The sequence below is a fragment of the Paraburkholderia sp. J63 genome, from assembly GCF_905220245.1.
Classification (GTDB): Bacteria; Pseudomonadota; Gammaproteobacteria; order Burkholderiales; family Burkholderiaceae; genus Paraburkholderia.
The window spans coordinates 46,729-59,122 of sequence record NZ_CAJMZF010000049.1 but is presented as its reverse complement, the minus strand read 5'-3'; the positions used below and the strand labels follow the sequence as shown (position 1 = coordinate 59,122).

The 12,394-nt window shown below is 59.6% G+C and carries 12 protein-coding genes and 1 pseudogene; 11 read left to right on the top strand and 2 right to left on the bottom strand.

Annotation, left to right across the window (positions count from 1 at the left end):
- Positions 1-176: 176 nt before the first annotated feature.
- Positions 177-506: an alcohol dehydrogenase catalytic domain-containing protein gene (locus U5775_RS33445; protein WP_322062409.1), complete on the bottom strand. Its 330-nt coding sequence runs from the start codon at positions 504-506 to the stop codon at positions 177-179.
- A gap of 32 nt (positions 507-538) precedes the next feature.
- Positions 539-832: a XapX domain-containing protein gene (locus U5775_RS33440; protein ID WP_322062408.1), complete on the bottom strand. Its 294-nt coding sequence runs from the start codon at positions 830-832 to the stop codon at positions 539-541.
- A 1,212-nt stretch (positions 833-2,044) separates the two neighbouring features.
- On the opposite strand from U5775_RS33440, the gene U5775_RS33435 reads away from it, so the two are divergent.
- The 11 genes and pseudogenes from U5775_RS33435 to U5775_RS33380 all read left to right on the top strand — a co-directional run bounded on the left by U5775_RS33435 (position 2,045) and on the right by U5775_RS33380 (position 12,381).
- Positions 2,045-2,275, top strand: coding sequence for an acyloxyacyl hydrolase (locus U5775_RS33435; RefSeq protein WP_322062407.1), 231 nt, complete (start codon positions 2,045-2,047; stop codon positions 2,273-2,275).
- Between the two features lie 360 nt (positions 2,276-2,635).
- Positions 2,636-4,807 carry an FUSC family protein gene (locus U5775_RS33430; RefSeq protein ID WP_322062406.1) on the top strand — a complete coding sequence of 724 codons (2,172 nt, stop codon included), beginning with the start codon at positions 2,636-2,638 and terminating at the stop codon, positions 4,805-4,807.
- A 52-nt stretch (positions 4,808-4,859) separates the two neighbouring features.
- A complete protein-coding gene (locus U5775_RS33425) occupies positions 4,860-6,326 on the top strand; it encodes an efflux transporter outer membrane subunit (protein ID WP_322062405.1) in 1,467 nt (488 codons plus the stop codon).
- Positions 6,316-6,516, top strand: coding sequence for a DUF1656 domain-containing protein (locus U5775_RS33420; protein ID WP_322062404.1), 201 nt, complete (start codon positions 6,316-6,318; stop codon positions 6,514-6,516). The genes U5775_RS33425 and U5775_RS33420 overlap by 11 nt, the downstream gene beginning before the upstream one ends.
- Before the next feature lie 33 nt (positions 6,517-6,549).
- Positions 6,550-7,446 (top strand): HlyD family secretion protein, encoded by an 897-nt coding sequence (locus U5775_RS33415; RefSeq protein ID WP_322062403.1) that lies wholly within the window; start codon positions 6,550-6,552, stop codon positions 7,444-7,446.
- A gap of 207 nt (positions 7,447-7,653) precedes the next feature.
- Positions 7,654-7,893 carry a hypothetical protein gene (locus U5775_RS33410; RefSeq protein ID WP_322062402.1) on the top strand — a complete coding sequence of 80 codons (240 nt, stop codon included), beginning with the start codon at positions 7,654-7,656 and terminating at the stop codon, positions 7,891-7,893.
- A 31-nt stretch (positions 7,894-7,924) separates the two neighbouring features.
- Complete coding sequence (locus U5775_RS33405) at positions 7,925-9,337, top strand: cytochrome ubiquinol oxidase subunit I (RefSeq protein ID WP_322062401.1); 1,413 nt, start codon at positions 7,925-7,927, stop codon at positions 9,335-9,337.
- Positions 9,334-10,331 (top strand): annotated as a pseudogene (gene cydB / locus U5775_RS33400) (cytochrome d ubiquinol oxidase subunit II). Before U5775_RS33405 ends, cydB begins: the two are co-directional and overlap by 4 nt.
- Complete coding sequence (locus U5775_RS33390; protein WP_322062400.1) at positions 10,328-10,528, top strand: hypothetical protein; 201 nt, start codon at positions 10,328-10,330, stop codon at positions 10,526-10,528. The pseudogene cydB and the gene U5775_RS33390 overlap by 4 nt, the downstream one beginning before the upstream one ends.
- Positions 10,529-10,634: 106 nt before the next feature.
- Positions 10,635-10,910 (top strand): DUF3331 domain-containing protein, encoded by a 276-nt coding sequence (locus tag U5775_RS33385; protein WP_322062399.1) that lies wholly within the window; start codon positions 10,635-10,637, stop codon positions 10,908-10,910.
- Between the two features lie 838 nt (positions 10,911-11,748).
- Positions 11,749-12,381, top strand: coding sequence for a hydrolase (locus U5775_RS33380; RefSeq protein WP_322062398.1), 633 nt, complete (start codon positions 11,749-11,751; stop codon positions 12,379-12,381).
- Positions 12,382-12,394 lie beyond the last annotated feature (13 nt).

The window sequence follows — 12,394 nt, the reverse complement described above, 5'->3', positions numbered from 1 at the left end:
TAGCTATTGCGCGGCACCTTTACTGGAGAAAGCACGCGGCCCGCGCCCAACTCGAGCGCCTAGTCGGACTCCGACGCTGCTACCCCAATGACATGACCGAGCGAGCGATGAGTCTGGCAACGATGAGGCTCAAGCCCAAGGCTCCCGACCCGATGACGGCTACACGGTCGGCGTTGCTAAACGTAGCTACGATCGCAGGCGTTATACGCCGTCGCCATCGGCTCGGTAAGCATGGCCGATTTGAGCGGGACGTTATCACGAACGATCGTGACCGTGTATTCGGAAACGACGACGTAGTCGGCGGCCGCGCCGGCAATGAAACGCAAACCAACTTCTTTGAGATTCCGGCATTTCTGCCTTTTTCTTCGCTGACGATTGTCAAACTTCAGGCGCGGCGCCATGCAGTGTCCGACGAAACGAGATCCGACCTGCGGATTACTCACACTCTCACCCACCGCTAACACTGCGCCTGTGTACTCGTGACCGAAAACGAAGGGGTATTTCACGTAACCGTTCTAATTGTCGGCCCGGGGGATGATTATGAGCGTTTCTCCGGCGGGTCGGCTGAGTAGGAGGCACGCTCCTGATCGCCAGCATTGCGCCCTGGCAGAGCGCCGAACATATGTTGGTTGCATTTTGATTGTCGCCATGCCACGTTAAAAGTAGCTCCGGCGAATATCTGTTTGCTAACCGGGATAATTTGTTCGCCGGCAAGAATACCGAGCAATCCTACGAGTGCGATCAGCGGTGGAGCCGGCGAGCGCACATGGATCAGACTATAAATCACGCCAACCAGTATGCCCGCGAGCAGCGAGTAGAGATATGGCTTCATCGGCTTGACCTCTATTAGGTGCTTGAAACTGGTCCCCTACAAATGGGGCACCGTGGCGAGATGTTTTGTTGCTGGTGCACATAATTCGAGACAGCGGATGCGATGCAGAGAACGCTCTTCCAGACGGTAACTCTGGATGACCTCGCAATGTTGAATTACACGTCAACTACGTCCGCCAGACGATATCACAGCACCCAAACGGATCGATCAGCACTTCAATCTGACGAAGGTCATAGGCCATATGCTTCGCATGCCAGTCTTCGTGCCACACTAACAGCGGTAATGAGCCAGCGTGGTGTGCCGCCTCTCGCAACGTCGCCTCTCCAACGCTATCCGTGTTTGAACTGCTCTGCAAAGCATAGGCGAAGTGTCGGGGGAGCGTGAGCGCGGCCTGTCGAACATCGTGTTCTGAAATATTGAACATTCGCGTAGCGGCCAACGCGACCGGACCTTCGCGTGGCACGACTGAGCCGGTAGTTCAGGCCAACTGTTGGCCACGCCCTGCAATTTTAGGCCCCGGAGTTGGCTTAGTCAGAAAATTTCCTGCCTCCATTACGCACATCCGCTGCTGTGCGCCAATTTGACATACAGCGCAAACGGTAAAGGAGCATTCTTGATTCAAAACTCCCGACCTGAAATCAGGACGAACCAGAAGCGCCGATGCGGGAGCCGTTCTAACTTTCGATCCAGCCAATTAGCTTTGTACCATTTATTCTGCATTCCTCCAGATATCACAGCCTGACTTACACTTCATCCTTTCTTGTGGCCGGTCACCATTGCCACTTTCGACAAAAGATGACTCTTCAGAACGCTTCAAACAAGATATCTCAACGTCCCGGAATGCCTGCAAAAAGCAGCGGGAATCCCCGCCGAATAGTGACGGTACTTACTTATGAGCGCGTTCGTGCCAACGATTTTTGCTAATATCAGCGCACAAGCCGACCAATTTGGCCTGCAGTTCGCCGCGTGTGGTGCTGATCACGACGTCAAGAAGGCGGATCTCGATATTGCCTGGGACCCGGGCCTCAAGTGGCGGCAGATTGGTGCCTATCACTTTACTCTGGTCGCAGAACCCCACGCTTCTTACTGGAACATCCGGGAAAGCCAAGCTGTCAATTTTCGCATCTGGGAGTTTGGTATTGCGCCGGTATTTAGATTCATCAAGTCCTCGGGCTGGTTTCTCCTCATATTGAAGCTGCCGATGGTGTACGTATGCTTTCGCATGTCTGCGAGACAGACGACCGAAGCTTATCCTCGTCTTTCCAGTTCGCTGATATGGTTGGCGTCGGCGCACAGTCCGACGCCAATCAGAACTATCAGGTGGGGTTTCGTTTCCAGCATCTATCAAATGTCGACCTGAACACCCGAATCCCGGGATCAATTTCAGTCAGCTTTGTCTGCAGTACAACTTCTAGGCTCCGCACGTCAAGCCACTCGTCTTAAAATTGCACTACAACGCATGCGGAGGTGCGACCAGCTACGCTCAGACCATCTTGCGTTCCATAAACACGAACGGCGAGTTTCCCATTCCCGCACTACCGCTTTCCGCCGTGCTTCCGTACAGTTCTCCAACGAGCTGCGGGAGGATGCTCCAGATTGCTGAACGTCCTGGTAATTCACCCGCGGAGTTCCGTTCGGTGCGTATGCGGCTGAATCCTGGTCGTCGCGGCGCTGTGCCCTGTCTCGTATTCGACGCGTTCTCGCCTGACGAACGGCGGGTCCTGCGCACAAAGTCGCGCGCAACCCTGCGGTCCAATCCTGGGAAAGCGAGAAGTTGAGGATCGGCACACAGGAGAACGAGTCATGACCACGCCGCCGGCCGCCGCATTCGGAAACCTGAAAAACACGACGGCTGTCGTGCGTCTGTTCGGTCGGACCGAAGGCCCGATACTGATACACGTGCTCAAGACGCTTCTGGCCGTTATCGCGGCGACCGGCATCTCGATGCGCCTTGAACTCGTCGCGCCCCGTACCGCGATGGTCACGGTCGTCATCCTGATGATGCACCGGCAGAGCGGCATGGTCATGGCACGTGGCTTCTATCGCGGCCTGGGCATGCTGGCGGGCAACCTCGCAGCGCTGGTCCTGATTGCGCTCTTTCCTCAGGAGCGCGTGTTGTTCCTCGTGGCGTTGTCGCTGTGGATCGGCCTGTGCGTATGGGGTGCTGCGTACTACCGCAACTATCAGTCGTATGGATTCGTGCTTGCCGGCTACGCCACCTGCATCACGGCATTGCCTGCCATCGATCATCCATACGCCATCTTCGACAATGTCGTCACCAGTTTGAGCGAAGTGTCGATCGGAATTCTGTGCGCAAGCCTGGTTAGCGCACTGATACTGCCGCAAAAAGTTCGCGACATGTTGTTGCGAACCGGCGAAAAACATTTCGCCGGCTTCATCCTGTTTGTCCGCTCGACGTTAACGATGGACCTCTCATCGGACGAACTGGGCCGCACCCACCTGCGCCTCGTGGCAGAGCGCGCGCAACTGGAGAACCTGCGCAGCGCCGCGGTGTTCGAGGATCCGGCTCTGCGTGCGCACAACGACGCGATGATCCGGCTCGCGGGCCGGTTCCTCGACGCGGGCGCACGATTCCATTCGCTTCATCAGTTCCGCCACTGCCTGCGCGCGATCGGGGACCCGCAGGCGACGGCCGCCGTCGACCGACTGTGTGCTGCATTCGCCATGCTCATCCCCGATTCGGATGAGTCACCGGCTGCAGAGTTGAGCCAGAGCAAATTGTTCGCGGGCAATCTCGACAAGTGGACCGACGAGTTCACGCAGACCTGCGACGCTAACCGCCTGGTGGTTCGCGGCGCCGGTCCGCAGTCGCTGCAGTATTTCGATAGCGGCGCAGCCCAGCTGGAAGAAGCAGTGACGAGCCTGCGTCTCTATCTGACGGATTTCATCGCGATCCGCCAGCTCTATACGGCACCTACGCGGGCAAGCGTTGAACAGCCGGTACGAATTGTCACCACCGCCAACCGCATGGTCTCCGCGGCGGCGGGTGGCCGGGCAATCCTAGCCATCGCTGTCGTCTCGCTGTTCTGGATCGCATCGGGATGGACCGGCGCGACGAGTGCGGTGATCTCCGCGACGATCGCCAGCGCGCTGTATTCGGTCATGCCAGCGCCAGCACAGGCCACGCGACAGATGGTCGCCGGCTGCCTCCTCTCCTGGCTCGCCAGTCTGCTTTTCAATTTCTATCTGCTGCCGCGTCTCGATGGCTTCGCCGCGCTTGCCGCGGCGATCGCGCCGTTCATCATATTCGGTAGCTACCTGAACAGTTTTCCGAAGACGGCCACCATCGGGCTCGGCTTCAACATCTACTTCTGCTTTCTCAGCAATCTTACCAATCCGAGTGTCTACGCACCCACCATCACTTTCGACGCCGGATTTTCGACGATGCTCGGCATCGGCGTGGCGTCGCTCGCTTACTCCATCGTGGCGCCTTATGGCGGGGACTGGGTCACGGGGCTATACCTTCGCCAACTACGCAGACTGGTCGCGAAAGACGCCTGCTATGGCCGACTGTCCGGACTCATGCTGCGCTTCGATAGCGGGGTGCGCGACTTCATGCAGCAGATCGCCATCCGGCCGCCTGCCGGCCGTCTTGGCCAGGGCGAACTGCTCGCGTGGTCGTTTGCTTCAATGGAGATCGGCCGCAATCTCATCGAATTACGCGAGACGGCGCAAGCGGCCGCGCTGCCATCCACTTGGCCGGCAGCCGAAACGACTTTGCGCACAGCGATTTCAGCGGCGTTTTCTGCGCCCTCCAAGCGTGTTGTCCAAGATGCCGTCCGGGCAATCGGTCACGCGCTGGCGGTGCTTGACGGGATCAATGAGATCGACAAAAAGCCGAATGTGGAAACGAAATTCCTGGTGCGCATGCGTGCATCGCTGAACTTTATTCGTCTTTCGTTTCTGGACCGTCTGCTGCCGCTCGATCTGGACGGTAGCGTATCTGACCGATGACGAACGATTGGCATCATCCGCTTCGCTCACACCCAAGAGGACTTGTTACCCGATGCGTGTATCTTTCTTCACCGTGTTCGCCAGCGTCGCGTTGCTATCCGCCTGCGCAGGTACGGATGGCATCGCCCCGCGCTCCACGCTGAAGGACAGCACGCAGGTAGGGACCGGTGAAGCTATCCGCGCGGCGCTCGCCGACGCGCAATGGCCGCAGGATGGCTGGTGGACACGCTGGGGCGATCCGCAGCTTGACCGTCTCGTCACACTGGCAATCACGGACAACCCGGAAATCGACATCGCTCAGGCGCGCCTCGATCAGGCCAATGGCATCGCGCGCATAGCCGGTGCAGCCGATAAGCCAACGGTGTCGGCGAACGGCGTCTTCTCGCGTGAGCGCTACGCGGCGTATGCCAACCCAAACCCGCCCGGTGGCAACACGGTATGGAGCAACGAAGTCGGCGTGGACCTGAGCTACGACCTCGATCTGTGGGGCAAGAACCGCGCAACGCTCGAAGGCGCGCTCGATGCGGTGCAGGCTTCTGCCGCCGATTATCGTGAAGCTCGCCTTCTGCTCGAAACGTCAGTCGTGCGTACCTATGTCACGCTGTCCCAGCAGTACGAGTTGCGCGACAACGCATCCGCCACACTCGGCCGCGAGCAACGGATCTATGACATCATTGACCAGCGTAATCGTGCGGGACTCGCGAGCCGGCTGGATCTCAGCGAAGCGCGCACCCCACTGGCGACCACCCGTGCCCAGATCGCGCAGATCGACAGGCAGATCGCCCTCACGCGCGACGAACTTGCCACGTTGATCGGCCAGGGCCCCGCGGCTGGCGACCGGCTCACGCGCCCCACTCTCCGACTCGACGCTCCAGTCGCACTGCCCGCGACACTGCCCGCCGAACTGGTGGGGCATCGCCCTGATGTCGTAGCGCAACGCTGGCGCGTCGAGGCAGCGGCCAAAGGCATCAAGGCGGCCAGAGCCGACTTCTATCCGAACATCGACCTGATCGCGAGCGCAAGCCTCGCGTCGGCCGCGTTCGGCGGCTTTTTCACGTTCGTCAGCAATAACGCGCTCGGCCATACCTTCGGCGCGGCCATTTCGCTGCCCATCTTCGACGGGGGAGTCCGAACGGGACGTTACGGCGTCGCGGTCTCCGGCTACGACCTGGCGGTCGCGACTTACAACCAGACTGTGTTGTCCGCGTTTCGCAGCGTAGCCGACCAGGTTGTTTCTCTCCGGTCACTCGCCACTCAACAGGCGGAGATCGAGACCTCGGTGCAATCGGCGCAGCAGGCATTCGACTATGCGGAAAAAGGTTATCGCGCCGGTATGTCTGACTATCTGAACGTCCTCGCAACCGAAACCGAACTGCTGCGTGCCCAGCAAAGTCTCGCGCTCGCGCGTGCAGCGCGCCTGGACGCCTGGGCGCAGCTGATGATGGCGCTTGGTGGAGGCGCCGAATCAGGTGCGCCGCCGCATGGCCCCGCCCCGGGAGGATCCGCGCATGCCCCGTGAGATCTCATTTTTTTCGCTGCTGATACCCGGCCTGCTACCCATTTTCGCAGGCTCCGTTATTACCTACTGGCTAATCGACCGCGGGCTGGCTGCTGTGGGCCTCTATCGCCACGTCTGGCATCCCGCGTTGTTCCGAGCGGCAATGTTCGTCTGTCTGTTCAGCGGGGTCGCCCTGCTGCTGGGCACCTAGCCGTTTGGCGGCCGCTCCTGTCATCACGTCATCATGAGCCTTCAACCACTGCTTCGTCTCTTCTTCACGCTGCTGCTTCTGGCCGTGGCGATCCTCCTTGGCTACACGCTATGGAACCACTACATGTATGCGCCTTGGACCCGTGATGGCCGTGTTCGCGCTAACGTGATCAACGTCGCACCGGACGTGTCCGGGATCGTCACGGAGGTGCTGGTCAGCGACAATCAGGCCGTACGCCGGGGCGACGTCCTGTTCCGGATCGACCAGCAGCGGTTTCAATATGCGTTCGAACAGGCAGAGGCGCAGGTTGCGCTGCGCAAGTCGGAATTCGACATGCGTACGCAGCAGGCGGCCCGGCGGGCAAAACTGAGCAGTTCCGTGATTTCGACCGAGAGCCGGGAAGATGCCAGTTCGCAGGCACGGCAGGCGCTGGCGAACTATGAGGCCGCGCTCGCCGCCCGCGACGTCGCGCGGCTGAACGTCACACGCAGTGAAGTCCGTTCGCCGGTCGACGGTTACGTGACCAATCTGAACCTGTATCCCGGCGACTATGCCACCGCAGGTAACGCCCGGCTCGCGCTGATCGACAGGAACTCGTACTGGGTCTACGGCTACTTCGAGGAAACCCGGCTGCCCGGCGTACGGGTTGGTGACCGCGCAGAGGTGCGACTGCTGGCGGGTGGCACCGTGATCGCCGGCCACGTGCAAAGCATTGCGCGGGGTATCAGCGATCGCGACAACCCGTCCGGCTCGACGCTGCTGGCCGATGTCAATCCCGTCTTCACTTGGGTGCGTCTCGCGCAGCGCGTGCCCGTGCGCATTGATCTGGATAACGTTCCCGACAGTCTGTTGCTTGCGGCTGGCACAACGTGCACCGTGACGATCCTCCCGTACCGGCCCGGCGAACGGCATGCCAAGACATCCCAGTGAAGCCGATACGGAGCCGTGGTGTTCTGTATCACGAAACTCCATGTTTCGCATTCCTACACTACCCGCTTACGCGGCGCAACCGTACACTCCAGCAGCCCGGGGGTGTTTCTCCGCGCGCTGGCAAAAGCCAGAGGCGGTGCTTTCACGCGCAAATGGCGTCACGAATCTGGACGACGGCCGCGAGGCCTGCAAGGCATGGAGCTACGCATGAACACTGAACAAGCGCGTTCAAGGCTGACGCGGGTTGCCGCGATCGCAACACTTGCTGCCGTTGGCGTCGTCTGCGCAATGGCCCTGCTCAAGATTTTCGGCGATGCGTTCGGCCTCGCCGCGCTGATTGCATTCATTGTTCTGGCAGTCCATGCGTGGCGGCACACCGACACCGAGGTGCAAACGCAAGCCCTGGCCGCGCCGCCGCCTCGTCAGCCCCCAAACAAACTGACCTGAACATCTTCGTGACGAAACGGAGGAACAGTCGATGACACTCGATCCGGTGGTACTTTCGCGCATACAGTTCGGCCTGACGGTGACATTTCACATCATCTTTCCAGCCATGTCGATCGGCCTCGCGACGTTTCTTGCAGTGGTCGAGGGTCTATGGCTCATGACGAGAGATGAACTGTATCTGCGCATCTATCGCTTCTGGCTCGTGATCTTCGCGCTCGGATTCGGCGTAGGGGTGGTAAGCGGCATCGTGTTGTCGTTCGAGTTCGGGACCAATTTTGCCGGCTTTGCGCGCCTGGCGGGTCCCGTTATCGGCCCGCTTATCGCGCTTGAAGTGCTGACGGCTTTCTTTCTTGAAGGCGGGTTCCTCGGCATCATGCTCTTCGGCATGGGGCGCGTCGGACCCAGACTGCATTTCTTCGCCACTCTCATGGTAGTGCTCGGCACCACGATCTCGGCCTCGTGGATTCTGGCGGCCAATTCATGGATGCACACGCCCGACGGTGTCGTATTCGATGCGGCGACGCACCAGTTTCAGGTCGTTGACCGCTTCCGGGTAATCTTCAATCCGTCTTATCTGGTGAGGCTACCGCACATGCTGCTGGCCGCCTACATCACGGCGTCGTTCTTTGTCGCCGGCGTAGGCGCGTATTACCTGCTCAGACGTGAACATCTGGATTTCGCCCGGCGCACCTTCTCCATGGGCCTGGGCTTCGCCTCCATCGCGATCGCCTTGCAGCTTCCCCTCGGCGATACGGTCGCGTTTCGCATGTTCGACTATCAGCCAGCCAAATTCCAGGCCATGGAGGGTTATTGGGACTCCACCTCGAGCGCGCCCTATCTGCTTTTCATCACCCCGCACCAGAGCGAAGCCCGCAATGGCATCCAGTTGGGCATCCCGTTTCTCGGCAGCATTCTCGTGACACGGTCTTTCGACGGCGTAGTGCCCGGGCTGAAGAACACGCCCGCGCTCAATCGTCCGCCGATGGCGCCCGTCTTTTATGCGTTTCGCACGATGTTCCTGCTCGGCCTGCTGATGTTCGCAGTCGCATGCCTGAGTGTCTGGCTGCGCCTGCGAGGGAGCCTGTTCTCGGCCACCTGGTTTCAACGCGTGGTCCAGTACATGATGCCCGTGGGTTTCATCGCCACGATCGCAGGATGGTACACATCGGAAATCGGGCGTCAGCCTTGGGTGATCTACGGCTATCTGCGCACCGCCGATGCCGTTTCACCGGTGCCCGCCTCGAACATCGCCTTTTCCATCACGCTCTTCGCGCTTTCCTATGCGCGCTTTCTGGCGGCGTTTGTCGGTATCACGGCGCGGGTGATCCGCAAGGGTCCGGCAGTCGCGACCGGGGCGTCTCCGTATGGTGGGTCACTCAAACGCGTGCTGATGCCCCCGGAGCAGGCCAATCGCCTCGCCGGCTTTGATGGAGATCCATCATGAATGATCCGCTAAGCCTCGTCTGCATTCTCATTGTCGCCTTCGCCATCACGATGTACGTTCTGCTGGACGGATTCGATCTCGGCGTGGGTATTCTGCTGCTCACCGCTCGTCGCCACGAGGAGCGCGATGAGTTGGTCGAGAGCATCGCGCCGGTCTGGGATGGCAATGAAACGTGGCTGATCCTCGCCGCCATTGTGCTGTTCGGCGCCTTTCCGCTCGCCTACGCCATTCTGGCCCCCGCCTTCTACCTGCCCTTCATGCTGATGCTCGTGTCGCTGGGCCTTCGCGGCGTCGGCCTAGAATTCCGCGCCCATACGCCCTTCAAGCGGTTCTGGGACCATGCCTTTTGCGCCGGATCGACAATCGCTGCATTCTGCCAGGGGCTGGTTGCAGGCGACCTCCTTTCGGGAGGCGTCTCGACCGTCGGGGGGCGGGTTGTCGGACATACCTTTGACGTATTTACCGGATTTAATTGCCTGATGGGCATGACCGCAGTCGCCGGCTACGCAACCCTCGGCGCCGCGTGGATCCGCTGGAAAACCGCGGGACGGGTCCAGCGTTACGAGCGATCCGTCCTACGTGTCGCGCTGCTCGCTTTCCTGCTGCTAACCGCACTGTCTGCGCACTGGCCGCAGGCACGCCCGCCGTCGCCGCGCGATGGCAAACACATCCGCTCACGCTGGTGTTGCCGGGTGTGGCAGCCGTCGGATTCTGGCTCCTCGCGTTCACATCCTTGCATGGTCACGCCGACGGCCAGCCTCTTACTTTCAGTCTTGCGACAGTCGCCGTGCTCCTGATCGGATTCGTTATTACGATCTGGCCTTACGCGGTACCTTTCAGCATTCCATTCGAAACCACCGCCGCGTCGCATGGAAGCCAGTTGATGGTCGCCGTGGGTGCGCTGGTCATGCTCCCGGTCGTGCTCGCGTACAACGCGTTCGCCTACTGGGTGTTTCGAGGCAAGGTCAATCTCTTCACGGGGAGTGAGACGTGAGCCTTCAGACCATACTGGAACGGCCGTCGCACCGTCGTGTGTTGATTGTGACGGCACTGTGGCTCGAGTTCATTTTCCACAAACCGCTACGTCGGCAGATTGGCTGGGCCGTTGCACTTTACCTGTCGTCGGTTGCGGTGCTCGCCGTCGTCTATATCACGGTCCACGTCGCCATCAAACTGCTTTTCAGGCTGTAACGTCGAGTAGGCGCTTCAGACGATCAACGCGAAAGCGTAACCCGATGGCATTCAAGTTGGCGATTGTCTACCGCTAGTTAGGGATAGCTCAACCATGCAGGTTGCGATGGAAGAAACCATTCAGGATGCGACCACCACCGGTTTGAAGATCACCATTCTGGAGTCGTCGCGGGAGCATCTTCTCATCCGTTGGGTCGACAGCAGAAGGTGCCACTATGGGGAGCAACGCTGGCGTCTGAGCATGGCGCGCCGGCGTGGCTATTGCGCGATATCCGGGCTCAGTATTCATCGTGGGCAACCCGTATTTCGACCGATTGGCCGGCCGCCACCTGTGAACTATCTGGCAATGATCACGCCACAAGCCGTCTTCCAGTTGGACTGAATCGCTCCAGACTGGCCCTGTTCGCGCGCGCCGCCCGGCCAAGGTCAGGCTTTGCCTGGATATCGCAATCCGCCCGTGCCAGGAAATGGATGATCAGAAAACCGGTGCGACGCTCGCTCCCTTCCGTTGCCCGTGCGCCGGCTACGGCATTTGATATGTACAATCAGGATACCGAAGGATTTAAAGCATGGAATTCAAATTGAAAGAGTTACTCGGTGATCGTGACACAGAGGTCATCACCCAAGCCATCTGGACCGTCGACGGCCGATGCAAAGACCGATGTGGATCTGAAAGCAATGGCGGTATCGGTCGACTCCTGGCTGATGCCCGTTCCTCGTCGCCTTTAACGAGGCTGGGTACGAGGTGAAAATCTCCAAGGCCTGACTATTAGCTGCACTGAGGCACATCCCGCGGAACAACCGACGCCGCACAGATGCGTTTGCTACAGCAATGCCTCCATGGTGCAGACGTGGTCCTTGTCTCCGCCTCGCCTCGCCTCGCGACGTGCCCCGCACTGTCAATCCGCCCAGTGCATTCACTTCGAACAATGGTGAAGCGCTCCGGGATGCGGCGGTTCAGGGGTTCGGAATCGCCCTGCTGCCGACACTTATCGCGGCTGGCGATCTGCGAACTGGGCGCCCGATAGAGAATGCACGACCTGTCTCAACTGACGATTCGTCTCACGAAACGCACCGTTCCAATACAGCGAACACCATGTTCGATGAATGCCCCTCACAGTATCCACGACAGTTCGCATATGCTGTCGAAACCCGTCCGTTATACGGGAGCTGCAAAGACCTGATCTCGTCGCAAACCGCGATTTAAAAGGAGCATAGACATGACCAGTGAAGCAATCCGCGATCCTCTCAAGGACCATCTGCTGACGCCCCAGAACTCGGCATTCATCGTTATCGACTATCAACCGATCCAGGTCAGTTCTATCCGCTCCATGGACAAGCAGGAACTGATATTCAATATCGTCCACACGGCGATGGCCGCCGTCAATTACAGCCTCCCTATCGTCCATTCGACTGTCAACGTCGCGACAGGCAGAAACAAGCCGGCGATCCAGCCGCTCATGGATGTGCTCGGTGCCTATCCCACGTACGACCGGACCTCCATCAACAGTTGGGAGGATGTCGAATTCAAGAAGGCAGTCACCGCGACTGGCCGCAAGAAGCTGATCATGACCGCGCTTTGGACCGAGGCATGTCTGACCTTCCCTGCACTGGACGCGATACAGGAAGGTTACGAAGTTTATGTGGTTGCCGATGCCGTTGGCGGAACCTCGGTGGCCGCGCATGAGGCAGCGCTGCGCCGCGTGGAGCAGGCAGGCGCCATGCTCATCAGCAAAACGCAACTCTATTGCGAGCTCCAACGCGACTGGAATCGTGAAAAGACCGTACCCGGTTTCATGGATGTTTTCCAGAACGCCGACGGCTCCAATCCGGAAAAAGACTTCGAGGGATAAGCCTCAAAGTGGA

Coding starts and splice junctions, on each gene's coding strand:
- U5775_RS33420 (WP_322062404.1), top strand. CDS start 6,316: ATGCCCCGTGAGATCTCATTTTTTTCGCTGCTGATACCCGGCCTGCTA.
- U5775_RS33430 (WP_322062406.1), top strand. CDS start 2,636: ATGACCACGCCGCCGGCCGCCGCATTCGGAAACCTGAAAAACACGACG.
- U5775_RS33425 (WP_322062405.1), top strand. CDS start 4,860: ATGCGTGTATCTTTCTTCACCGTGTTCGCCAGCGTCGCGTTGCTATCC.
- U5775_RS33410 (WP_322062402.1), top strand. CDS start 7,654: ATGAACACTGAACAAGCGCGTTCAAGGCTGACGCGGGTTGCCGCGATC.
- U5775_RS33405 (WP_322062401.1), top strand. CDS start 7,925: ATGACACTCGATCCGGTGGTACTTTCGCGCATACAGTTCGGCCTGACG.
- U5775_RS33380 (WP_322062398.1), top strand. CDS start 11,749: ATGACCAGTGAAGCAATCCGCGATCCTCTCAAGGACCATCTGCTGACG.
- U5775_RS33415 (WP_322062403.1), top strand. CDS start 6,550: ATGAGCCTTCAACCACTGCTTCGTCTCTTCTTCACGCTGCTGCTTCTG.
- U5775_RS33385 (WP_322062399.1), top strand. CDS start 10,635: ATGGAAGAAACCATTCAGGATGCGACCACCACCGGTTTGAAGATCACC.
- U5775_RS33435 (WP_322062407.1), top strand. CDS start 2,045: ATGCTTTCGCATGTCTGCGAGACAGACGACCGAAGCTTATCCTCGTCT.
- U5775_RS33440 (WP_322062408.1), bottom strand. CDS start 832: ATGAAGCCATATCTCTACTCGCTGCTCGCGGGCATACTGGTTGGCGTG.